Source organism: Eisenbergiella tayi (genome assembly GCF_001881565.1).
Taxonomy (GTDB): Bacteria; Bacillota; Clostridia; order Lachnospirales; family Lachnospiraceae; genus Eisenbergiella; species Eisenbergiella tayi.
This window is the reverse complement of sequence record NZ_MPDJ01000003.1, coordinates 568115-592773: the sequence shown is the minus strand read 5'-3', so window position 1 is coordinate 592773 and position 24659 is coordinate 568115. Positions and strand designations below refer to the sequence as shown.

The window sequence follows — 24659 nt, the reverse complement described above, 5'->3', positions numbered from 1 at the left end:
TATAATGGAGTTTTTAAAAATTAAAGAGCTGTGCAAGGTCTATGGAAAAGGGGAAAACCAGGTTACCGCGCTCGACCATATTTCACTTACTATCGAAAAAGGGGAATTCACCGCAATCATCGGTTCCTCCGGCTCCGGTAAATCCACTCTCCTGCATGCCATCGCCGGCGTGGACATCCCTACAAGCGGGAAAATATACCTGGAGGGCCAGGATGTATACGGACAGAGCAATGAAAAGCTCGCCATTTTCCGCAGACGCCAGGTAGGATTGATTTACCAGTTCCATAACCTGATACCGACCCTGAATGTGGAAGAAAATATTACCCTTCCTATCCTCATGGACAAACGCAAAGTCAACCAGAAACGGCTGAACGACCTGTTAGAGCTCCTTGGCCTGGAGGAGCGCAAAACACATCTGCCGAACCAGCTGTCCGGAGGCCAGCAGCAGCGTGTCGCCATCGGCCGCGCTCTGATGAATGCCCCCGCCGTCATGCTTGCCGATGAACCTACCGGCAGCCTGGACAGCAAAAACGGCCAGGAAATCATCCATCTTCTGAAAGAAAGCCACAACAAATATCACCAGACCCTCATCATTGTTACACATGATGAAAATATTGCGCTCCAGGCGGACCGGATTATCTGCATCGCGGATGGAAAAGTGGTGCGTGATGAGAGGCAGGTGGCACGCTCATGAATATCTTTAACAAGGTAGCCCTCCAGGGACTGAAAAAAAATCGTACCCGGACCCTCGTAACCATTGTCGGAGTCATTCTGTCCGCCGCCATGGTAACGGCAGTCACCACCTTTGGCGTTTCCCTTCTGAATTATTTGATAAATGGATCCATTTCCAAATACGGCGGCTGGCATGCCGCGTTTTTGGACGTCGATTCCTCTTTTATCCGGGAACAGGCCGTCAATGATAAACTTGCTGCCACAGCAGTTTTTGACAATATCGGCTATGCCGGGCTTGACGGCGGCCAAAATCCGGTTAAACCCTACCTTTTCATAGCCGGCTTCACCGATGAAACCTTTACTGCGCTTCCCATCACTTTGCTTTCAGGCAGACTGCCCGAAAACAGCGGGGAAATTCTGATATCCAGCAAAGTCGCGTCTGACGGCGGTGTCAGCTTCAAGGTGGGCGATACCCTTTCCCTGTCCGTAGGAAACCGCATGGACGGAGACCGCAAACTGTCTCAAGGCGATCCCTATGCAGCCGGAAGGGAAACGTTCGTGCCGCAGGCAGAGAAAACCTATACCGTTGTCGGTACCTGCCGCAGGCCTGATTATGAGGAGGCTTCCGCTCCGGGATATACTTTAATAACCAAAGCGGATGACCGCACCGAAACGGACAGCTTCAGCCTGTTTGTCACCCTGAAAAATCCACGTCAGGTACGCGCCTATGTAAACAGCACCGGAAAACATGCTTACGTCCTCAATGACAACGTACTGCGTTTCATGGGGATTTCCGATGACAACCTGTTCAATATGTTCATGTACTCTATGGGAGGCATTGTCATCGCCATCATCATGCTCGGATCCATTTTTCTTATCTATAATTCATTCAACATGTCACTGAATGAACGGACACAGCAGTTCGGCATCCTCTCTTCCGTGGGAGCCACGGCAAAGCAGCTGCGCAATTCGGTATTGTTTGAAGGATTCTGCATAGGCATGATCGGCATCCCAATCGGTATTGCGGTCGGAATCATCAGCATCGGACTGGTCATTTCCGTTATTTCCCAAAACTTTGCCAGCATCCTCTTCCAGGATGTTCCTCTGACCCTGACCTTATCCGCTCCCGCGCTCATCGCCGCGGCGGCAGTCAGCCTGCTTACCATCCTGATATCTGCATATATCCCGGCCAGAAAGGCCGCCAACACACCGGTGATGGAATGCATCCGCCAGACGAACGAGGTGAAAATTGAATCCAAAACCGTAAAAACCTCCAGGCTGTCCATGCGTATTTACGGCCTGGAAGGAACGCTTGCACTGAAAAATTTCAAAAGGAACAAAAAAAGATACCGCAGCATTATACTTTCCCTTGTTTTAAGTATAGTCCTGTTCATTTCCACCAGCGCATTGACGGCTGATATGAAACGAATGTCGAGCCAGCGGACAGAGATTACGGACTATGATATTATTTTTTCCACACAGGATCTGGATGACGGGCAAATGCTTTCGCTTTATGAGAAGCTGAAAACTGCCCGAGGTGTATATGATGCTTTGTATCAGGAAGTTATAGCTTACTCCTGTGCTGCCGGTACCGGTGAGCTTTCCGAAGATTATCTGCGGCATGAAGGCCTGAGTTCAACAGATGAAATTGTGGATCTGCCCGTAAATATACAGTTCCTTGAAGACAGCCGGTATGAGAATATTCTCAAAGAGCTGGGGTTATCCGAGACAGAGTATACCGGAGAAAATGCGAAGTTTATTGCCGTTTCCATGACGGCGGAGGATGACCGTATCCTTACTGTTTTCAGGAATTCTTCTGTAAAAATCACTCTTATTCCTGAAACCGACAGCGGGGAAAAGCTGTCCGAAAGCAAAAATATCGATGTTGCCTTTGTGGATTTCGTACCGCCGGATTCTCCTCCGGCAAGAGGAAACTCCGGACAGAAACAGGCCTGCTTCCAGGTGCTCGCGCCTTATTCTGCAAAAAGTACCTTTGAATTCCCGGATGCTTCGAAAGGCGTGAAAAGTTTAAGTTTTCAGTCAACCGATCCCTCTCTTTCGGCATCGGAAATGGAGACTATTATAGAAGGTGAAGGAATTACGGGAGAATACAGTCTTTACAATATGTATCAAATGATGGATGAAAACAGGAATTATATTTTTATAGCCAATGTATTTGCCTATACCTTCATCGTTATGATTTCGATGATTGCAGTCGCCAATGTGTTCAATACGATTTCCACGAATATAAAACTGCGCAGGCGGGAGCTCGCCATGCTTCGTTCCGTGGGTATGTCTGAACACGATTTCCAGAAAATGATGAATTTTGAATGCATTTTTTATGGAATGAGGGCGCTGCTTTATGGCCTTCCCATCGCAGTGCTTGCCGCATGGCTGGTTCACAAGGGAATGATTGTGGATGAAGTCGGATTTTCGATTCCCTGGGGAAGTATCGGGATCAGCGTGTTTGGAGTCCTGTTTATTGTATTTATTACAATGCTGTATACGATTAACAAGATTAAGAAGGAAAATATTATTGATGCCCTTCGGGATGAGATGGCCTGATAAAGGATGATGTATTTCGATGAAATGCAGGAATGTGCTGAGTCAATGCCACCTGTAATATGTATGAATCGAAAAGCGGCGGCCCGGAAAGTGAAATCAAAACTGCCGTCTTTGCTATCCGAATAAAACACCCCTTTCTGCCCCCCAACGCCGGGGATACAGACAGGCAGAAAGGGGTTCTGAACAGTTACCTCTGGTTTAAAAAGCGCTCCTTCACATATTGAATGGTATCTGAGTTGGTAATCAGGCAGCTGATTTCCTTCTGTGCTGTCTTCCCGCTGTTATACAGCCAATTTAAAGAACCGATAAACAGATACCTGTCGTCCACCATAAGCAGCTTTATATGGGTTGGCGGTTCATATTTCAGCCCATCACCCAGAAGAATCCGAAGCTTTCTTATTACATCAGCAGATGCCTCTTTTTCCCATGGAATATCTTGCTGCACCAACTTGTCAATATCCTCCAAGGAACACTCCTCCGCCTTATAACCAAATATAATCCGGACCTGAATCTCATTCTCTACTTTATCACGTATCGCCTCCAGCATCCTGTCTGTTACCACGTTCCGTCCAATCCATGGCGATATAATCTGAATACTCTGTGCCGCTCTTAAAACCATTTCATTCAATATCTCATTATGCAGCCGCGGCGTATCAATGATGTTATGAGGAATCACTTCCTTCAGGTATCTTCCAATTTCATCCTCTTCAGCCAGCTTTTGTTCTCCGGATAATATATGTATGACATTTTCATCCCACAACATATTTTCACCGGACAGCCGGTCCGTATCAAAAAGGCTGTATATTTTCCCGGATTCCCTTATCACATCCACCGCTTTTTTCAAATAATTGTTCTTACCTTGTGCTGCAGACAGGTTTCCCACAAATATGAACTGCTTTTTTGCCCGGGAAAAGGCCACATTAAGGAGATTGCACTTCCCGCCGATAAAATTACAAAGTCCCGAATCATTTTCTGCAGTATCGATTACACAGGAGAACAGAATATATTTCTTTTCCGCTCCCTGAAATACATGTACAGTCCCTGTTTCCACTCCGGGAATACTTTTCCTCAGCATTTCCGCCTGCTTTGAAAACGGCGTGATGATACCGATATCCTTCTTTACCTCTTCCCCGTATTCCCTGACGAAAATACGGACAATCTCCTGGCATGCCTGAATCTCAGCAATATTATAATGCTGGGCCGCCTTAAAGCCTCTGATATCAAAGGCCGTCAGATTACTGCCAAACAATTTCCGGTTATCATCCGTACCTACCAACTCCAGAACATGGTTATATACATATTTATTAGAAAAAGCCATTATTGCAGGCTCACACCGTCTGTGTTCCGTCAGGATCACCCCCTGGCGTATATCCCCCACCATCTCGAAGAAATCACTCGCTTTTGCCGCATAGCTCTGCGCACTGGCAGCATCCAGGCAGAACCTTTCATAACAATCCTCACCCAGCAAATCTGTATATTTCTTCTCCAGCAGGCTGGAGGGAACACTTTTTATCGGTTCAATCTGATTCACATCCCCCACAAACACCGCCCGGCCGGCCCGATACAGCGGCGCCAGTGCATAATAAGGAACAATCTGGCCGCTCTCGTCAATCAAAAGCATATCAAACAGTCCGGGAATCATGGGGAATGTCGTTTTCCGGAAGGAATGCAGTGTCGTGGTAACCACCGGAAAACACAGAAAAAACGTCTCCCACAGCATTCGAACCAACGCGGCTTTCTCCTCCTTATATGCCGCATCTCCATTATATAAAGCCCGGCACCAATTATAAAAAGCCCCTCCATCTCCCCTCTCCTGGGCAGTAAGTAAAATATTCAGATTTTCCAATACAGGCTCTTTATTCCTAAGGACATAGCTTTCAAATAAAGACAGAGAAGCCATAAAAAGCTGATTTCTCATGGTGATTATCCTGGGACAGCTAAAGAACATAAAAGCCTCTGCTTTCAGACACTGTTCTGCAGAAATCTCCAATTCCTGCTCCAGCATCGAAAGAAGCTTTAAATATGCCTCCAGAATCTGCTGTTCCTTTCTGACATTTTCACTGTGGGACTTATTCTTCAGCAGCTCCGTCTGAATAGCGGCCGCTTCTTTTTCCTGTATTCCTTGTCTTTCCTTTGACCGGGCTGCCTCCATAACAAGCTCATTCATCCGCCCATCCAGACTCTCGTGCTGCTTCTTCCGGTCATAAATCATATCGCGAATCTGTTGTGCGGAACCATATTTCTTCTTCACTTCTCCTGCCGCAGGGAACAGGAAAATAAACATCTTTTTGACCCCGGTTATGCTTTCATACTCCTCCAAATCAGAATAAAGTGCGGAAAGCTGTTTCTCCGATTCTTCTTTTTGCTTAGCCAACCGGCTCTTTTCCTGCTCAGCCTCATTATTCTTTCTTTTCAATTCCGCTGTTTCATTCAGGCAATCGGAATAGTTCTTCTCTTCTTCCTTTATTTTCGCAGCTGTTTTGCTGAACTCCTTTTCTATATACTGCTGTTTTTCCCACAGCTCTTTTAAGGAAGAACAGTCTTCAAACTTTTCCCGCAATGAAATAAATTCTGTCATTTTCCGGGAAGTCCGATCCATCTTCGTGCGCAGTTCCATATAGTGTTCCTTTACGGCCTCCGCCTCTTTTTGCGTAATCTCCTTATTTTCCAGGAAATCACAGAACGGCCTGAAAAAGGAATTGTAAAAATCTTCTATATTTCCGCTGTTTCCAAGTCTGGCACACAAAATACCTGCACACTTCGCTCCATCAGTTTCGATTTCACCGGCACACTCTGAAAAGAAGGCCACCTCCCGCAATAATTCCAAGCCGATATTATCAATTGCTTTATTATTCGTACTGCTTATAACGATAGAATACGGATTTTTTCCCGCGAGCGGAGAACACTTGATTTTCTTTCCTTCTGCCCCCATATCTATCCATGGTTTGTCCCATACTTCTAATAATGCATCCGCTTTTTTTACCAATGTATCTGCAATCAATTCTTTCAACAACGTCGTTTTCCCGGTTCCAGGAGGCCCCTCAACACACAGCAGCGTTGACTTTTCCGCCATCTGCACCAATTCCCATTGTTTCCGATTAACCGGATATTCCGCCTGATAACTTCCCAGATGGCTTCCATGAAAGGAAATTCCGCTTATATCTTCCGTACTTTTCCCGGAAATCCCCATGTACTGCTGCACAGTCTCCGGCAGAATACCATCCTGACTGTAAAACCGCTCCATGGTTTCCATCTCATCCCGGAAACAGTTTTCAATCACCGCATCCTGGGATGCAAAAGAGACCAGAGCCTTTTCCAACATCTGCCAGTCCCCGGAAACCTGGCATGCCTGTAACTGCGTTCCAAAAATATGCCTGAATTCTCCGCTTACCGTCTGATATAGGTTCAGGATATTCTCCTCCGGATGCAGCGCATCCACAGCAGCGGACATCTCATCAATCTGCTTTTCATACAAAATTCTCGCATCTGTCAATTCCATATCGTTTTTCTGAGCAAGAAGCAGCGTGAGGATATTTTTGTTGGCATACACTTTCTGTATTCGATACGAATCTTCCATGCGCTCACAGGTGAATGTGAATAACGGCTGCTGGGTATGTTTTCTCCGATTCAGATATACGGGATAAAAAATATAAAAAATATGATTATTTTCTATTTTGTTGACCTCCTCCTTTGCCTGACCCAGAAACTTCTGAGTGGTAAAAGGAAGCCTTTGAAACAAGTCCTGCAGAGAAATACGGTGATCCACATACTCTCTGATCAAATTTTTCCCTTCCTGCTTTTTATTCAGGGGCAGTTTACTGCTTAAGATCTGAAGGATTTGTTCCGCCTTTCTTTCGGCCATTTTGGCAGACAGAAAAGGAAATTTACAGTTTTCCAATAATACATCAATAGCCCTCTTATCTCTTATTTCTGCAGAAAGAATATTATTGTAGAAATCATATTCACAGAAGTAGGAAATAAGATTATTGATATCACCCATGTTTTTTACCATTACCCTTTCGGTTTCTCTTAACAGTTAATCACATGTATAATTTCTATGCTGTATGAGCTCCTTGTGTGAAAGTCTAATCTTAATTCTATACAGAAATTAACTGTTGTACATTTTCCATTATATACCAAGACAGGCAACAATAAAATATCTAAATTACGAATCAGCAGTACAGATGGTTTTTAAATTCTGCAGAATTCCATTAACAGAAAAAACGGCAGTGTATGTGCCGTTTTTCTGCTGTATCAGTCTGCTGTTGGTGTGTAAATTTTATTTTCCCTTCCGTTTATTATCAATACCGAATGCGCCGGAATCTCGGAGTCTTCATACTGATATACGGAATCGCTGTAGTTAGCTACTGCAGAAAGTTCACTGCCATATACCGTTTTCTGTACGCTTCCTTCCGGTGTTACATACTCGAAATCAGTCATTTCCAGAAGTACAGCCTGCCTGCTGAAATCCGACCATACGGAATAATGATCAGCAATAGCAGATTTATACTTTTCCCATTCCGCATCATCAAGATGCCAGAGCGGCGGTACATTGTAAAGAACCTCACGAACCATCCGATCCTGCGCCGCTCCCTGAATTCTGAATGTTGACCAGTCCCAATGAGCCGCCGTAATAACCGAATCATTATAGACCAATTTATACAAAGGCACATCATACCGGGGATCCACGAAAATTGTATCATACTTTTCTTTCAAAGGAATTACTTTGGAAAAATGAGCCGCCACTCCCCCTGACGGATTATAGTAATTTCCAATGTAAAATTCACTGTCTTTATTGCTTTTCATATCCTCATCCATCCAGGAAAAGCTCTTCAATTCTATTCCGTGCGCGTATGCAATTGTGGATGCCGCAAAATCATTCCCTCCTTCGGAGCCTATGACCATATGATATTGGTCGCGGATATAGGCCATCCGTTCCAGCCTGGCAGCCAGATCCTCCTCCTGCGTCGTAATATGACCGGGAGTATAATCATCGTAAATTTCCCCTGTCGCATCACAATCGATGAACCAAGAATTAAAAGGAAGCTGATTTGCCATGATTGTTTCCATACGTTCTTCTACTGCCGGAAGGGAATACACAGGATTCAGCTTACGTCCCACATTTTGAAATCCGGCCGCTTTTTCGCCATTTTTATTGGTGACTGAAGCCTCTTCATACAAGGACTTATCCGTAAATTCTGCTGTAATCCACTGCTCCTTACCCGGTTCATGGATGGAATGGTAGGAATCATAGCTGGCAATCAGATATCCCTGGTTCTGTGCGGTTTCTATCAGCTCCGGTTTGGCATAGGCCTGTTCCCAGCTGTTCAGGCCTATCCAGGCCCGATCAATCCCATTCTCCTGCATACTTTGAAGCAAATCCACGGTAGATGCGTTCATCCATTGTCCGGCATCCTGAAAAACGTTCGGCAGGCTTTCAGCCAGCGCCTGTTTATTTATCTGGATTTTTTCCGACTGATTTAAGTTTTCATAGCCGTCCGGCATAAGCTCTTTCAGTGAATTGTCGGATGTGAAAATGGATTCATCCCAAAAATCATCCCTCTTAAGCACCTGGCTGATATATCCGCAGATTATATTTTTCTGATATACATCCACATAATCCTGCTTTTTTATTTCCTCTGTCACGTTTCTGAACTCAGAACCGTTTTCCGCTTCTTCCGAAAAAGACAGGAGATACTCCATCACAGGGGAAGACAGGGAATTACGGAATGCCGGCCAATTGATGTTATCGGCTGAAAGGACAAAATCACCCCATAAATATATAAACGGCGCTCCATAAAGCTTACGGATATCCGGATTTTCCGCCGCTTTCTGCTCTAAGGTCTTGAAATTTCCACGTTCATTCACATAACTGCGGTAAAGCTTTGCGGCGCTGACCGGATTGCTGTTTGTCAGGTAGATTCGAAAACGATTTTCCTTTACATCATCAATTTGAGGATATTCATGAGAAACGGAAAAGGCAATATCGGGATTCGCCGAAAAATTCAACTGCGTACGATATGGATTCTCCATAATGAAAAGTACGGAATAATCTCCCGCTTCGGTAATCCAGAAGGGCATGGACAGCTGTTCCAGAACGGAAAATTCCTGATCATTCAGATAGTTCTGCCATATCAAATCATCCGCAGGAATTCGTTTCCCTTCTCCAAAAGGAATGTAATAAGTGTCCGCGGAAATATTGGGCCAGCTAAATTCGTTATCGTCATCTGCTTCTGAGGTAATTGTAACACTTAAATAATTATCTTGTGGTTTGATGGAAACTGAGATTTGCTCTTCCGGATATCTCCAGAACGTTTCCGTATCGCTTTCCCGGAAATCAGACACTGTTCGGTTGGGGGATTGGCCGGATACTGCAATCTGATTATCACCATCTTTTAAAATCAGGGAAAAATCCTCCGGATCTGCTTGATAATCTATTGAAACGGTAGGATTCAATGCCTGTTGGGATATTGTTTGCTCATTCGTCCCGCTCTCGGACTCTTCCATGGAATTTTTTATCCCACATCCGCTCAGGATACTGCTTAGTATAAGAAGTACGGATATACCTGTGTGAAAATAATTATGTTTTCTCATTTTAGTTGTTTTCCTTTCGTTGTTTCCGATATTTGCTTTACTGTACTTTCTTTCATGTACTTTTAGGATTATAAAAGGCAGGTATTACATCCGTGTGTCAAAAGGGAATTTATTTTGCACAAATAATGCCTTATTAGGTTATTCAAAAAAAGGATATAACCAGATATTTTCAGTATCTGATTATACCCTCCATATTATTTATTATTGAAAATCCATTTCAAATATAATCTTCCCGTCTTTTTTCCTGCACTGAATCTTATACCCGCATTGAACGACAATCTTTTTTACAATGGAGAGTCCCAATCCGGTTCCGGACAGCGATTTGTTCCGGGATGCTTCCCCTACATAAAAAGGAACCCAAATCTGCTCTATGTCTAAATCTTCATTTTCCAGTGCATTAGAAATGAAGAAGTGATATGTTCCTTCCTCGTTTTGGGATAGTTCTATTTCGATGTCCGAGGCTGAAGCATACTTTACCGCATTGGACAGCAGGTTTGAAAAAAGAGTTCGGATTAACTCGGCATTTCCATCAATCTCCGCATTTGGTACAATATTATCTTTCAGAATTAGTTTTCTCTCCTGCAAAAAGACTTTCTGTTCTTCCATACACTGCCGCAGCAATATGTCCAGTTTGATTTTTCCCGACGGATAATTCTTCTGGCCAATACGTGACAGATTGAGAAGTTGCTCTATCATTTGCGCCATTCTGGCATTCTGCTGCGCGATTGTTTCCAAAAAGGTACCATCATCCAAACCGTCTCTGATACCATCGGCATATATGCCAATCAGGGATACCGGCGTTTTTAAATCATGAGCTACATCGTTCAGAAGCTGTTCCATCTGCTGATTCTTTATCAACAGTTCCTTTTGATATTGCTGGATGGACATACACATTTCATTCATACTGTCCGCTACCCTTTCCAGTTCATCATGCGTCTGAACCGTCAACTGCCCATAATCCTGTTCGGATATTCTTTTGGAAAAATGCTCCATTTGCTGCAGCGGTTCTGTTATATGCCTTATCATTAAATAAATCAAAAGCACAGCTGCCAACAGGGAAATGGAATACAGCAGAATACTGAAATGGTTGATGATTCGGACAAATTCTCCTGTGTTGGGAACAATCGCAGCTATTGCATACAGATTTTCTCCGGAAGACAGATATTCCACCAAAATAGCATAATTCAGCTTTTTCTGCTGATAAAGGCGGAATTGACTGCCATTCTGAACAGCAGAAATATAATCCTGATCCCAAAGCCAGAATTTTTGAAAGCCTAATCCCTTTTCCTGAAATTTTCTTCGTAAATCCATGCTCAGCTCATCATAGCTGTCTGATTTTGCAGAATATACAATCAATACCTGTTCTGAAGCTTCCAGTTCCTCTATTACTTTATCCGCTTCCTGGCCTTCCTGCAGGCGTTCTTTCAGAAGTTCTCCCGTCTTCCTGACATACCGGCTCTGCTGATTCAGATAATACCGTTCTGCGATCCGGGAATTAATAAGCAGGGTTGCTATTAAAATCAGCACAAGAATTCCCGTTATGCCAAAAAGGAATTTCGTAGATAACCGGCGTATTTTCACTCTCCGTTTAATCATGGCGTTTCTCCATAATATATCCCATACCGATCCTTGTCTGAATATATTCCTCTCCGATTTTTTGGCGAAGCCTGCGGATGTTGGTGTCAACGGTACGGATATCACCTTCAAAATCCATGCCCCATATATGGTTCAGCAGCTGTTCCCGTGTAAGAATCATGTTTTGATTGGCGAGGAAATACTTTAAAAGCTCATATTCATTTTTCGTAAGCTTCACCTTATCCTGCCCTTTCATTACCTCCATTGTAACAGGGTTCAGGACAATGTCATTGCATCGAAGAAGATTCTCTGAATTACAGAGCTTTTTTATCCGAAGCAGAAGGATTTGTATATCAAAAGGTTTCCGCAGATAATCATCCGCACCGAAGGTAAGGCCTGCGGCCTCATCTGCGTTTTCACCCTTCGCTGTCAGCATCAGTATTTTAACCGGAATATTCAGCTGCCTGATTTCTTTCAGCGTTTCCATTCCGTTTTTTATCGGCATCATCCAATCCAGCAGGACAATATCCACAGCCTTCACGATCAGGAAATCAATTGCGTCCCGTCCGTTAGAAACGCTGTTTACCTGATAGCCTTCACGCTGAAGATAGATCTTCAAAATTTTCTGCATGTCAGAATCATCTTCGACAATTAATATATTCACAGTTGTCCTCCTACTTTTAATAAAGTACTGTTATCTCCGGGGGAACACGAAAACGTATGGGAAAATGGGAGGTTCCTATTCCTGAATTAACGTATAATTTTATTTTTCCCGATGTTTCCATGTCATATAAACCTTTTTGGTACTTCTCTGCCATGGATGTCGTCGGCGAGGAAAGAAAAGGGAGATTTACCTGGCCTCCATGGCTGTGTCCGGCCAGCATCAACTCAAATCCATAGTCTGCATATAAATCAGCGGCATCCGGTTCATGTAGCATTAAGATACGATAGGCGTCATCTTCTTTCATTTGGGATAATATCGGCGTGATATTTGGACTACCCATCAGTGAATCATCTAATCCGGCAAGAAACAGGCGTTCTCCGTTATTCAGCATAATATGGACTCCTTCATTGCACAAGACCTGAAAACCTCCGGCGGTCATGATTTTTTCAAACCGCCTTACAGCTCCGCCGCCATAATCACGATTTCCCCAGACTGCGTATTTTCCGTAGGCTGCTGAAATGCCTGCTAATAGTTGGATCAGCTCTTCTTCAGGGCCATAAGAGGAGTAATTCTCGTATAAATCTCCGGTAAATATGAAGATGTCTGGACTTAACTGATTTATTTGAGAAATTATTGTTTGGAAATCTGAAGCCTGATAGTTTTCACTGATTTGGATGTCAGATATTTGGATTATTTTAAGATTTTCAGGGAAGTTGTTATTTAGGTTCACATTATTTATTGTAACTGTGTATGGTTCTATTTTAACTGCATAATAGATTATTATGGTTACTGTTATACTCAGGATTAACAGAACCGCGAAAAATCGATGGATGAATGACTTCATTTGGGGTGAACTCCTGCTTCTTAATTTACATGTTTATTATTTTACCTGCAGGATGTGTCATTGATGTGTCAAATTTTAGGTGAAACGGTTTTTTTGTGAATTCTTATCTTTGAGGTAAGGATAAATACGCAGTTACAATTTAGTTTAGTGCATCCAACACTACACTTTTTTCTTTCAGATCATAGTCAATACTGGCTGCATAAATATCCCTCTGATATCGAATTTATTATCCTTTAATTTCACAAACTCTTCCGACAATACCACCCTCTAATTTCACTTTAATGCCTCTGGGATGATTGGCGGAGTTTGTTAATATCCGTTCTACCACTCCTTCCGTTTGCTTTCCCGTTCTTTGATCTTGTTTTTGAATCACTTTAACGGTTTGGCCAATTTTAATATTATTTCTTATTGTACTATCCATAGGATCTCTACTCCATTCTTTACATGATAGATATCATTTTCTTTTGTCTTTTCGTTTTCACAACCTCATTTATTTTTTCAATTTTATTTTGAGGATATTCGGAAGGTGTTTTATATCTTGTTGGTGCCATTTCATCACACTTATTGTAAAAACATCCTGTGCCCTCAGAAATTTACTGCGTATTTCCCACATATCATCGAATTTATCCTGTGCCAGAAACTCTATGGCATACCAATAATCTAAGATTTTTTCTGCTTGTTCCATGTTTTGAATTTGTTCTGGCATGTTTTTCCTCCTTGTACGAGGGGGAATACGGGTGAAAATTTATTCCGGGGTATCAATATAGGACTTATATTACATGGATCATAAGCTTATCAGAAATTAAATCAGACCTGGAACCGCTGACAATAATATCTGCATATTTCCACGGCTCCTCCTCCAAAAATAAAGGCACCAGTAAGGAATCCCACCAATCGGCGAATTCTGTGACAGACTCAACAGTTCCGCCATTTTCCCCGTTTGCAAGGTCTCTCTGCACAACTCGTGCCCTGGCTGTTTCCGGCTCGGTATCCACCCAAATCAAATATTCTGCCGCCGCACGCAGTGTTTTTCTGCCGGCTCCCATGCCTTCTATGATAAGCGCCTTATCCGGATCCACCTCGATGGCTCCCGGACGATTCTCTTTTTTCCAGCCGGTTGGTTTATACGCCGCCTTCTTTCCAGCGGACCAGGGTTTAACAATACCGTCAAGCAATTCCTCATCCCAGCGGATTGGATCGGCGCACCAGCTTACATCGTCTGTATGGACCAGATTTGCATGCAATCGTTCAGCGATTTTTACCGCTAAAGTTGTCTTTCCTGAACCGGCTGCTCCATCGATGAGTATAAGTGATTTGACTTTATTATCTGATATTTTTGCTGTCAGATCGGACAAAGCTTCCTCTGTCCATGAATCTATTTTAAGTGACGGCAGCATAGCTTTTTTCATGTGTTTCACCCTCCTATTGATTGGTGTAATTCTATGGGCGCACCCTGCCTGTAGTTCTTCATATTCATCCTAATTCAGATTATACGGTTATTATCCGGAGGTATAAGACATGAATTACAGCCGATTATTTTAACCGTGATATTTATATCCCGCAGCAAATCCCATGGCATGACAGAATGCTGTTTATTAAATAACTACTTAGAGAATTCGGGATCACGGATCCGGCCCACAATAATAAATGCTGCTAGGAACAAAGCAAATGCAAATGCAAACGGCAGCCGTCTGTCAATGCTTGATAACCATCCTGCAAAATAGCCGAATGGGGAAGAAAAGGCAATTGTAAAGGACATAATCAGCGCATTAATCCTGGCACGCTCCTCCGCATTAATACTCAGCTGGATCAGAGTATCTTTTCGAGGCATAACAAGAGCCCCTGCTACTGCCACAATGAATACATAAATAATGACAAACAGCATATTTCCTATTGGCGCCAATATCAGAAGAATCACCGCTATTGCATATAATGCCAATCCAACCCACATAGGTATCCGAAATTTTACAAGCTCCAGCTTATGCTGTATCCCAATCATAAAAATCAACATTACAGCCGCGTTCAGAATCGGGAAGAAGGCCAGATAACGAGATTCTATGCCCAGCCACTGCGTCACATATAAGCTGAAGAAGTTCGTACTGACCATATTCGTGATATATAATATGACAGAAACAGCCAGAACCTTCATAACCTCCTTATCCTTCAATACTTTAGGAATTAGCTCCTTGTATTCATATAACATATGAAGCAAAGAGGTATTCTTTGTCTCAGCCATTCGGATCTTTCCCTGCCGGGTTTCCTTACAATAGCGGAAAGTAACTGCTACCTTAATCAGCATATTTACGGAAAAGACCAAATATAAAACCCGGATAACGGGAATCACGGTAAATGAATTGATTAGCAAGCCTGAAATCGGTGCAAAAAAGATTGCAATCAAACCGCCTATATTCACCCATGTATATATTCCCAATAAATCTTTGGGCTCCGCATCTTCAATCAGCAAACAATACCATGCGGTCTGGTTAATCTGTTCAAAACAGTTAAAGAGCATGGCAATTAAAAAAAGCCAGAAGTTATTTGATATGCTCCATATCAGGCAGGCAACACTCCATCCGAAGAAATCGCCCATCATAGTCGTGAATTTCCGCCCAAGCTTATCCGTTAATATACCGCCAAAGAAAGAAAAAAGTACCTGAACCACCATGGCGATAGACAGAATCAGTCCGATTTGAACGTCCGTTACTCCCTGCGAATACATGTATAGTGTGGCAAATGGCGTGATTAGATTATATGGAATGCCCCATAGAGGCTCCATTAGTATCAATGTTCTTGGATTTCCTTTGTTATGCTTCAGCAATTGAAGTAAGGGATGGTTTAGTAATGATTTTTTCTTTTGTTCTGTGTTCACTGTGTGCTCCATTCTGTTACTGTTTTTATGCATTATCCGGAATCAAGTTTTCTGATTCAGTTCTTCATATCCTTCAACAGCTCTTTCAGCATATTCTCCTGATATCCGGCCAGCTGTTTTTCCTTCATGCATTCTGCCGTTTTTTTCAATATAGGATGACTGATATTCTCAAGTTTTGTTCTTCCAATATCCCCTATTTTTTCTTTTGAGAGGCTTTTTACATAATCTGCCGGCGACATTCTCCATATATGGACGTGATCCCCGAATTTCTTCCAAAGTCTGTCAGCTATACAGATCCCATCCGAAGCAATATCTCCATTATAGCAGACTTCTGCTCCACCGGCTAAAATATAAGGAATCAGAACCTGTGCCACAGAACGGGGCTGACCGGAAGTACATAAAAGGGTATAGTCCGAATTTTTCAGATTATGAATTAAATAGCAGGAAACCATCTCATAAGATTTTAGCTACATTTCAACATAATTAACTCTGATAAAAGAAAATGCCCCTTCCACTCACTAGGTTCCAATGTCTTAAAATGCTGTGTTTTCTGTACTCCAAAAAATGAGCCGATAACTTCTATAACTCTTCCAAATTCTCACCTAAAAAAGCAATTCCAAAACTTGCGGTAATCATCCTTTCTGCTGATTTCGCCATTCTGGAGCTGTACGTGCAGAGTTGTATTTTGAATAATACTTCTTATTACATCATCCATTATTTCCAGAACTTTATGCACTCGCTCTCATTTCCAAAAGAATCTATAAACCAGTTTTTAAGAGAAATCCATTTCCCATCATATTTTCACGTATACTCGGCTCTGCATTCCCATAAAACCACATGTGGAATGTCCAATTTACTCTTGTCAGGATTATTCTTCAATTACAGACATATTATCCTTCATAATTAGCCCAATCCACTTGGAATGACACTGCAATTCCTGCACAAATTCATTTATATACTTAATAAACTTATCTTTATGTACATCAAATTCCACTAACTTCATCAGATGTTCTGTTTTTCCGTAATAAAAACCCCGCCGATAATTCTGATTTAGCCGATTAAAATTCTTCTGTAGCAGCCTCACCACTCATTGTTCTCCTTCAGACTGCTATCTTTTTTTCTGCCTTTTGCAGTTTTTTCAGCCGTACAAAAATTCGTGGATAATTTGTCAGATTGCAAAAGATATTCTCCTGTCGTACAGTGAGACACTCAATCTCAACCGCATATTCTGACATAGTATATGTGATACTACTTATTCTTGTAATCCGCTATAGTGTAAAGCATTCTGGGATCCTGGATCGTAGTAAGATTTTCGACCTGACCAAGGCTTCTAGATCTGTCATCAGCTGTTCCATTACAAATTCCGTTACCATCTCATCCTGCATAAACAACTGGAAGATATCTTCTATATATATCTGGAAATGCTTTTTCTCATATTCACGTTAAAAACACCTCATAATTTTACGGTATACCGGTGCCCTGAGAACAGATAAATAAGATGACTCATTAATTGGTTCAAAATATTCCATTTCCATGATATGACTCCGAGTTTCTGTGATAGGATTGTTCTCTACTGCTGACAATCTTTCTTTTCGTAAAAAGACTACTGCATATCCCTCAAAAAAATCCCACAAACTCACACATAATCAAGTCTTCTTGGACAGCAGACAAACCGTCTCAACGTGTGTTGAGTGTATAATAAAGATTCCCTCATGGCATGAACTAACCTTAGCTTAAGATCTATTGTACCTTATCTTCCTTCCATGTGTAGTTTCCGGCCAATTATAACATCTCTAACACTTGCACATAAGGCCATATTTTAAAATTCTCGTTAAAAAATATAATAAATACCTTTCGGAACAGTCGTTACAATCAGCGGAAAAAAGAGATAATTAGTCATACCTTTGCTTCGTTTCTGCCAACCACGTAGGTAATTTCTTAGTTAAAGCCATAATATGTTTCAATCTGTTTCCTGCCGACTTATTTACGGCATTTTCAAAAACAACGCTTTCAATTAATTCATCAATATAAGGAACCGTGGATGGCTGAGAATATGAGTATGAAGTTACCGATTCTCTAAGCAACTGAGGCTCTAATCCCCATTCTTCAGCAAAGGTAAAAATACATCGTTCACGTTTATGATTCTTCCATTTTTCAAAAGATTCATCAAAATTTAAACTGCTTGATAAATTTCCGGGAACCAGTTCAGTATCTACAAATTCTTTTAAGAGTGCTGCCTGTTCATCTTCTCCCATATTACTAAGTTCTTGAATTTCCTCATGAATAATTCGCAATGTTTCATCATTTACTGTTTGAACCCCATCTACACTTCTAACTTTAGATCCAATCAAACTCAGAATATGTGCTGCATCAATTACCTGTGTTCGTGCCAGTTTGGTTTTGCCGACAAGAGGTCTTATATTGGTCATTGGCAGTGGAGTAGCCGGCCTATAAATCAGATTTTTATATGCTCCCATATATTTCAACCAGGTATGCTCATCTATCCCAAAAGATTTCTCATCCCACCGAAACTCATAATACTGTTCTACAAGATTTAACTGTTCTGCCGCATCTTTAAAGGCTAAAAGAAATGCTTCTTTTTTCTCTTCATCAATTTTTATTTCCGCCCATTTAGTCGGATCAGATAATGTTACAATCATTTCAACGATTTTAATATTAAGCTTTTCTACTGCTGTATGATATGTATCAACAATTGCATGGCTGCTCTTACCTCCACTACCATAGAGTTTCAGCGCCGTATTTACCATCTCCTCTGTGATTCTCGGATATTGGAAATTAATAATCGTACCAAACTCTTTCGCTTTTCCAAAAACACGGTTAGTCCGTGAATACGCCTGTATCAATCCTTGTAATTCGAGTGTACGATCAACATATAAGGTATTCAAACGTTTTGAGTCATAACCTGTTAAAAGCTGGTCAGCTACAATCACTAAATCAATATTCTTTGAATTACGATTACTTCCACCATGGGTTGCGCGCTCCACTAAATCTTCAAAATAAGCATCTTCTCCCTGTTTTTTATCGCCAGCAATGAATTTAATGCCAGTAAAAGTCGCATAATCATCAAACATTTCCTTAATAACTTCAATTGGAATAATATCAGGATCGTTTTCATTTCCAAAACTAAACGTCATTGCAATATTTAATTTGGAACCACTTTTAGCTATCTGCTTTTTAAACTCATTATAATAAGCAATCACACGGTTTTTATAAGCAACTGTCAAAATCCCATTAAATTCACGCCCCTGTGACTGAGATTCCCAATTACATAAAATTTCTTCCACAACTCTTGGAATATGTGTTTCATCTTGATAGACAAACAACTTACGAATGCTTGCCTGTTTCTCCACTTCTGTTTCAGACCATCCCTGAACAAGTCGTTCTACGTCTTTCTTTGCCTGATCTGGTCTTTCTTCCAATACTTTATCCACTAACTGATCTCTTAAATCGTCGTAACTTTTAAACTCCCCCGTATTGATATAGTCAACATGGAAACCCAACACATTTCCATCGGCAATCGCTTCATCTATTGTATACTGATGTAAGAGCGGACCAAATAGCTTTTCAGTTGTGTTAATAACTTCACTTTTCTCATTCACTTTACCCTTGACTTTATTTTCATCAAACAGAGGTGTTCCTGTAAAACCATAAAATAGCCCATTCTTTTTGAAATAATTTTTAATTCTGCTCATCATCTGTCCCATCGTTGTGCGATGCGCTTCATCAATGATAAAAACCATTTTCTTATCAGCTACACTGGTGTCACCATTGCTTTCTAAATCCTCCACTAAATTGTTCAATTTAAAAGTTGTCGTAACAACAATACCATTTTTCGCCGACTTTAATTGTTTTTTTAGCTGATAGGTATGTTTTGTATCATCAACAGACACGGATTCATATTTAGCATAAGCTTTAAAATTCTCACTGGTGCGGTTATCAAGCTCACGTCTATCAACCAGAAAGACAATTTTATCAAACCCTGCCCGCGTAGACAAAAACAGAGCGGTTTTAAAGCTGGTAATTGTTTTACCCGAGCCCGTGGTATGCCAAATAAAACCACCGTGTGGTTCCTTTTTATAATTGTCCCAGCCAAAGGCTGCCGCCTCTATTGATTGCAGGGCATATACCTGATAGGGCCGCATTAACATATGACGCCTGTTTTCTTCCTCTTTCGCCTCATCAATCACAAGATAATCCCCAACCATCTGATGTGCCATTGGTATCATCAAAAACTGCTCAATTACCTCCTGCCAGTTATTAACCGGCTTATTATTTTTGTTTGACCAGTGAAAAACAAAGCTTGGGTTAAAATCATTTATAGTTTTAGGAGTGGCAAAGTAACGAGTTTCTATTTCTGTTGCTATCACCATCATTTGTGAAAATACCATAAAATTATTACTATATTCCCCATCATGGTAATAACGGATAAACTGTCTAAAGGCCTCATCAAGCGTTTTGTCGGTTCGCTTTTGCTCAATATTAATTAATGGCAGACCATTTATTAGCAACACAATATCAAAACGGTTATTTTTTTTTGTTACTACTTCTCTGGCAATCCGATAACTTGAATCTCCACCACGCACCTGTGCTTTTTGAAAAATAGTCAACGTGATTTGTTTTCTCGTAAGCTTTGAATTGTCATCACGGTAAATACCGTCAATTTTTCCTTTTGATTCTTCCATTGCTAAAACTTTAGCCGCTTCAAAGCTATTGGATATCTGGCTGATTTTGAAAAGAACCTGATTAAATTCACCATCCGTTAAGGGGACACCTTCTAATTGGTCGGCATTGATTCGGTTTAACTCCGAACGCCAATGGGCAAGCAACGTATCAACCGTTACTTTTTGTTTGTTACCATTTAAAAATTCTGGCGCCTCCCATTTGTATTTTTGTAATTCTGATACAAAATTCTCCTGAAAAGCTTTTTCACTGGCATCTTTAGCCTTATTGCTCATGATTATTACTCACCTCCTACGAACATTTCATTTAAATATGCTTTTTTCATATTTTGAAGCTTTTCGAGAGTACGCTGGTGGAGGGCAATGAGGTGATCGAGATTACTAAAAAAATTTCCGATAGCCTTTTGCTCACTTATGCACGGCAGAGCAATTTCCGTTTTAAGAATGTTATCATTATACAGTCGTTTAATAGTACTCCCCTCAATCCCAGCCCACTTAACAGTTTCATAAAAGCACTTCAAGAAGCTGTCGCAAAGCCTTTTATCGTGAGTCAGCCATACTATATTAGAATCCTGAAAATACTCGTCTTTCCCAGTAAATTCAACAGTTCGCCCTATACTTCCTGAAGCGGAAATCAATATTGCTCCCTTAGACGGATACGGGTATTTTACCTTGTATTCTTCAAATAGCTCCTGTGAGATAAAGGCATCAGCATCTCCGCCAAAAGTGCCTATCTTATAGAAGGGTACATCACCTTTCACTGATGTTTGCTCTTTAAATATCCTTTTGCACATCGAAACTGAGCCGATTTCTCCCAACTTACGCAGTTCCCAATCATCAGTGAAGCCCTTAAATCTACGTTTTGGTTTGCACTCCCCCTTCGCGGGAAACATTTCAGAAAGGTAAGCAGCCTTTAACGCTTTCATTTTCTCTAGCTTACGCTGATGAAGGGTCAATAGATTGTCGATCTTAGTTAAATATTCCCCAATAACACACTGTTCTTTATATTGAGGTATCATTACTCTTGTTGCATTTATAGCCGTTTTTGATAAACTAGGAACTCCTGTAGACTCATCTTTCTTTTTCCAGTCAATATTTTGAAAAATGTTTAAGACAAAATCCAAATCCATCTTTTCTCTCGGGACTGCATAAAACAGTGTATCTACTGTCCAAAATGGAGCTTTTAATACATAAGGTTTATCTATTGTACCTTTTCTTCCTATACCAACGGCGTCCTCGTCATATGAAAGAGCTTCATTAACACTCAGCATATACCCGCTCGTTCCATATACTGGAATACTGCCTTCAGAAAGATGTTTGTAATCCTTTCCATTTCGAACATCGACAACTTCGCCTACCTTGTGCTGTTCCCAATCCCCATCATTTAGATACTTCTTAAATCGCCTTCTTGGCACTAATTTTCTAGTTTTACTCATCCTTCCACCACCAATTCGTTTGCCAAAATTTCAAGCTCTTTTTCTAATGTTTCACATTCAAGTTCTATCGCAGATAAGGTCTGTGAATAACGATTAATTAACATTTCTAAAATATTCAATTCTTCTTTTAATGGCTGAACCACCAAATCCGTCATTAAATCTACTATAGTTCCAAACCATTTCTCATAAACCAAACTGTCAATTTCATCATCTGTGAGAACGAGAATGCGTTCTTCGATTTTCTTTTTCAGTTCTTTTTCTTCAGCCTTTATAGATTTATTCAGCAATAATTTATCCGTGATTAGTTTATCGACTTTTCTTAGCAAGTTATATTCATTTTTACCTTTTTCCGAATTTTTTAATTCATCTTTTACAATTTTAGTTTCAAAACTATCCTGAGGTTCTCCGTCGTCATTTTTTTTGAGTGTGTCATATAACGCATTAAATTCATCACTGTCTTCCACTTTGGCAGCTTCAACAAGTTCTGAAAGCTCAGTGTCAAGTTCTATATAACGTAATCTTTTGTTTTCAATCTCCAGAAGTTCCGCCGGATATAAACGCTTGGCTATCAAATCATTTGGTACAATCGCACCAATCCAGCCATCCTGTTCCTCATGTTTGTTATTCCCGCTGCCCTTTGTAACCATGTTAGGTACACGAGTGCGGCCGATTTGATAAAAGTTACTCGAGGCAATTAATTCCGTGTCGTGGGTGAGAAAGGATTTCCAAATCTCAGCAACAATCTGATAACCATCATAAACATTAATATAATCAAACTCTGCCAACATAATTTTTATTTCAAAGAGCATATCATCCATGAGCATTTTCAAGTTTGTATCTTTCTCAATCTGTCGCAAAATAGACCAATATCTGTCAATATATTTTTTTATTTTTATTTTAAGCACCTCTGATTTTTTAAGAATACGCTTGTCCGATAATATTTCGTTCGCTAATTCCGTTATTGTCTTTGTCAATTCCACATAATTGGGACGAAGTTCCTTCATAGATGTTAATAATAAATCAGATACACTAGTTTGTAAAACTTGTAAATCATCTATATTTTTCTTTGGAATACCGCCAAACAAATGAGCATCCACATCATGCGGAATTTCTTCATTCATCGCCTCAATATAGCGTGGGATGTTTATATTATAATCATTTTCAATAATCTCCTCCCGAGTCGCTAAATAACTGTACCCATGTATTTTTTTTCTGTCTGTATAGGTATCTACAATTTTGGCTATATCCTTCTCTTGCAACGTGTTTTGTTTTCCATTCTTTATAAAACCGTTTGACGCATCTATCATAAGAATCGGCGCGTTTAATTCGCGATTTTTCTTTAATATCATAACAACGACAGCAATGCCAGTATTTGTAAACAAATTAATTGGTAAACCAATAATTGCATCAATACAATTTTTATCTATAAGTCTTTGACGAATCTCACCTTCCGTACCACCACGAAAAAGCACACCATGAGGTAGTACGATAGCCATAGTTCCATTTTGCCCTAAATGATATAATCCATGCAAAAGAAAGGCAAAATCACCCCTGGAATCAGGAGGTAATACTCCAGCCAATTCAAACCTCGGATCGCTTACTTTCAGTCCCGCTTTATTCCAGTTCTTTGCTGAATAGGGAGGATTCATAACTACCGCGTCAAATAGGATACCTTCATTTGGATGTTCTGGATCTTCCGGCCAATCCTGGGACAAGGTATCTCCATTTTTTATAGTCATTTTTTCAGGACGAATACCATGAAGAAGCAAATTCATGCGGGTAAGATTATAGGTAGCAGTGTTTTTTTCTTGCCCATAATATTCTAAATTCTTTTGAATATTTTTTTCCAAATGTTTTTTGACCGTAAGAAGTAAGGAGCCGCTTCCAACCGTTGGATCATAGATTGATTTAATATTTGGGGTTTTGGCTACTATTTGCGCCAAAACCTCGCTTACTTGACGTGGTGTATAGAATTCCCCAGCCTTTTTCCCCGACTCCATAGCAAACTGACCGATCAAGTATTCATACGCATCACCTAAAACATCTCCTTTTTGCAGCGCCACCATATCCAAATCAGCAAATAATAAAATCAACGCCTTGATATTTTTACTGCGCTCATTTAAATTACTACCAAGTGCCGTATCTGTCAGATCTAGTGTTGAACTTGAAAATAGTCCTTTAAAATCATTCGAATCACCGGTTACCGAAATCGTTAGTTCAAAATTATTCAGTGCGTCTGTTACTTTTTGGACTTCAAAATCACCTTTATTTATATCTTTCACCCATGTTTGATAAAGGTATTCTGGTACTACATAATACCCCAATACATCTTGAATCATTTTATCCAATTCAGTATCATAATCGACTCTTGCCTTTACATATTCATCAACTAACTCTGCTTCCGACATCTGCCCTAAACCCGCTGTTGATTTAAATGTTTCTAAAGTCTTATCACTTAAAAACTTATAAAACATTAGACCAAGCATATAATCTTTATAACGGCTTGCATCCATCGACCCTCGCAGTTCCGTTGCTCCATCCCATAATCTACGTTTAATTTCTTCTGATGTAATCACAATTTAGTCCTCCAATATGATTATTATTAAATAATTACTATGATGAGCCTTACCTTTTTAATTGTACCTGGTCAAAACATCTATCTAACTATTTGCTACTTATCCAAAGTCATTTTTCTTTTTATTCAGATATAAATATGTGATTTAAAATTAACACATATTAA

16 protein-coding genes are annotated in these 24659 nt (G+C 40.7%); 2 read left to right on the top strand and 14 right to left on the bottom strand.

Going from position 1 to position 24659, the window contains the following annotated elements; genetic code table 11:
• The first annotated feature begins 4 nt into the window (after positions 1–4).
• Together BLA28_RS13985 and BLA28_RS13980 are read left to right on the top strand one after the other, a co-directional pair.
• Positions 5–694, top strand: a complete 690-nt coding sequence (locus BLA28_RS13985) for an ABC transporter ATP-binding protein (protein WP_009250413.1) — start codon at positions 5–7, stop codon at positions 692–694.
• The gene (locus BLA28_RS13980) at positions 691–3237 is read left to right on the top strand and encodes an FtsX-like permease family protein (protein WP_069158552.1); all 2547 of its coding nucleotides are present in this window, start codon (positions 691–693) and stop codon (positions 3235–3237) included. The genes BLA28_RS13985 and BLA28_RS13980 overlap by 4 nt, the downstream gene beginning before the upstream one ends.
• A gap of 187 nt (positions 3238–3424) precedes the next feature.
• Here the strand turns inward: BLA28_RS13980 and BLA28_RS13975 are convergent, their stop codons facing one another.
• From BLA28_RS13975 to BLA28_RS13910, 14 genes are all read right to left on the bottom strand, one after another.
• Positions 3425–7249, bottom strand: a complete 3825-nt coding sequence (locus BLA28_RS13975) for an AAA domain-containing protein (RefSeq protein WP_069158553.1) — start codon at positions 7247–7249, stop codon at positions 3425–3427.
• A gap of 242 nt (positions 7250–7491) precedes the next feature.
• A complete protein-coding gene (locus BLA28_RS13970) occupies positions 7492–9831 on the bottom strand; it encodes a glycoside hydrolase (protein ID WP_069158554.1) in 2340 nt (779 codons plus the stop codon).
• 201 nt (positions 9832–10032) lie between these two features.
• Positions 10033–11427 (bottom strand): sensor histidine kinase, encoded by a 1395-nt coding sequence (locus tag BLA28_RS13965; protein ID WP_069158555.1) that lies wholly within the window; start codon positions 11425–11427, stop codon positions 10033–10035.
• The gene (locus tag BLA28_RS13960) at positions 11420–12070 is read right to left on the bottom strand and encodes a response regulator transcription factor (RefSeq protein WP_069158556.1); all 651 of its coding nucleotides are present in this window, start codon (positions 12068–12070) and stop codon (positions 11420–11422) included. The genes BLA28_RS13965 and BLA28_RS13960 overlap by 8 nt, the downstream gene beginning before the upstream one ends.
• A gap of 16 nt (positions 12071–12086) precedes the next feature.
• Positions 12087–12914, bottom strand: a complete 828-nt coding sequence (locus tag BLA28_RS13955) for a metallophosphoesterase (RefSeq protein ID WP_069158557.1) — start codon at positions 12912–12914, stop codon at positions 12087–12089.
• Between the two features lie 226 nt (positions 12915–13140).
• A complete protein-coding gene (locus tag BLA28_RS13950; protein ID WP_069158558.1) occupies positions 13141–13335 on the bottom strand; it encodes a YwbE family protein in 195 nt (64 codons plus the stop codon).
• Positions 13336–13404: 69 nt separating this feature from the next.
• Positions 13405–13620 carry a hypothetical protein gene (locus BLA28_RS13945; protein ID WP_069158559.1) on the bottom strand — a complete coding sequence of 72 codons (216 nt, stop codon included), beginning with the start codon at positions 13618–13620 and terminating at the stop codon, positions 13405–13407.
• A gap of 64 nt (positions 13621–13684) precedes the next feature.
• A complete protein-coding gene (locus BLA28_RS13940) occupies positions 13685–14323 on the bottom strand; it encodes a uridine kinase family protein (RefSeq protein WP_069158560.1) in 639 nt (212 codons plus the stop codon).
• A 194-nt stretch (positions 14324–14517) separates the two neighbouring features.
• Positions 14518–15690: an MFS transporter gene (locus tag BLA28_RS13935; RefSeq protein WP_242955478.1), complete on the bottom strand. Its 1173-nt coding sequence runs from the start codon at positions 15688–15690 to the stop codon at positions 14518–14520.
• Between the two features lie 149 nt (positions 15691–15839).
• Positions 15840–16235: a DUF2399 domain-containing protein gene (locus tag BLA28_RS13930; protein ID WP_069158561.1), complete on the bottom strand. Its 396-nt coding sequence runs from the start codon at positions 16233–16235 to the stop codon at positions 15840–15842.
• Positions 16236–16651: 416 nt separating this feature from the next.
• Positions 16652–16867, bottom strand: coding sequence for a DUF2397 family protein (locus BLA28_RS34680; RefSeq protein WP_242880640.1), 216 nt, complete (start codon positions 16865–16867; stop codon positions 16652–16654).
• 808 nt (positions 16868–17675) lie between these two features.
• Entirely contained in the window at positions 17676–20759 is a 3084-nt protein-coding gene (locus BLA28_RS13920; protein WP_069158563.1) for a type I restriction endonuclease subunit R, read from the bottom strand.
• Between the two features lie 5 nt (positions 20760–20764).
• The gene (locus tag BLA28_RS13915; protein WP_069158564.1) at positions 20765–21919 is read right to left on the bottom strand and encodes a restriction endonuclease subunit S; all 1155 of its coding nucleotides are present in this window, start codon (positions 21917–21919) and stop codon (positions 20765–20767) included.
• Complete coding sequence (locus tag BLA28_RS13910) at positions 21916–24495, bottom strand: type I restriction-modification system subunit M (RefSeq protein ID WP_069158565.1); 2580 nt, start codon at positions 24493–24495, stop codon at positions 21916–21918. Before BLA28_RS13910 ends, BLA28_RS13915 begins: the two co-directional genes overlap by 4 nt.
• Positions 24496–24659 lie beyond the last annotated feature (164 nt).

What these genes read in the sequence shown, in the direction of transcription:
- BLA28_RS13935 (WP_242955478.1), bottom strand. Translation starts at nt 15,690, where the DNA reads ATGGAGCCTCTATGGGGCATTCCATATAATCTAATCACGCCATTTGCC.
- BLA28_RS13940 (WP_069158560.1), bottom strand. Translation starts at nt 14,323, where the DNA reads ATGAAAAAAGCTATGCTGCCGTCACTTAAAATAGATTCATGGACAGAG.
- BLA28_RS13930 (WP_069158561.1), bottom strand. Translation starts at nt 16,235, where the DNA reads ATGGTTTCCTGCTATTTAATTCATAATCTGAAAAATTCGGACTATACC.
- BLA28_RS13950 (WP_069158558.1), bottom strand. Translation starts at nt 13,335, where the DNA reads ATGGATAGTACAATAAGAAATAATATTAAAATTGGCCAAACCGTTAAA.
- BLA28_RS13985 (WP_009250413.1), top strand. Translation starts at nt 5, where the DNA reads ATGGAGTTTTTAAAAATTAAAGAGCTGTGCAAGGTCTATGGAAAAGGG.
- BLA28_RS13970 (WP_069158554.1), bottom strand. Translation starts at nt 9,831, where the DNA reads ATGAGAAAACATAATTATTTTCACACAGGTATATCCGTACTTCTTATA.
- BLA28_RS13955 (WP_069158557.1), bottom strand. Translation starts at nt 12,914, where the DNA reads ATGAAGTCATTCATCCATCGATTTTTCGCGGTTCTGTTAATCCTGAGT.
- BLA28_RS13920 (WP_069158563.1), bottom strand. Translation starts at nt 20,759, where the DNA reads ATGAGCAATAAGGCTAAAGATGCCAGTGAAAAAGCTTTTCAGGAGAAT.
- BLA28_RS13980 (WP_069158552.1), top strand. Translation starts at nt 691, where the DNA reads ATGAATATCTTTAACAAGGTAGCCCTCCAGGGACTGAAAAAAAATCGT.
- BLA28_RS13975 (WP_069158553.1), bottom strand. Translation starts at nt 7,249, where the DNA reads ATGGTAAAAAACATGGGTGATATCAATAATCTTATTTCCTACTTCTGT.
- BLA28_RS13965 (WP_069158555.1), bottom strand. Translation starts at nt 11,427, where the DNA reads ATGATTAAACGGAGAGTGAAAATACGCCGGTTATCTACGAAATTCCTT.
- BLA28_RS13945 (WP_069158559.1), bottom strand. Translation starts at nt 13,620, where the DNA reads ATGCCAGAACAAATTCAAAACATGGAACAAGCAGAAAAAATCTTAGAT.
- BLA28_RS13915 (WP_069158564.1), bottom strand. Translation starts at nt 21,919, where the DNA reads ATGAGTAAAACTAGAAAATTAGTGCCAAGAAGGCGATTTAAGAAGTAT.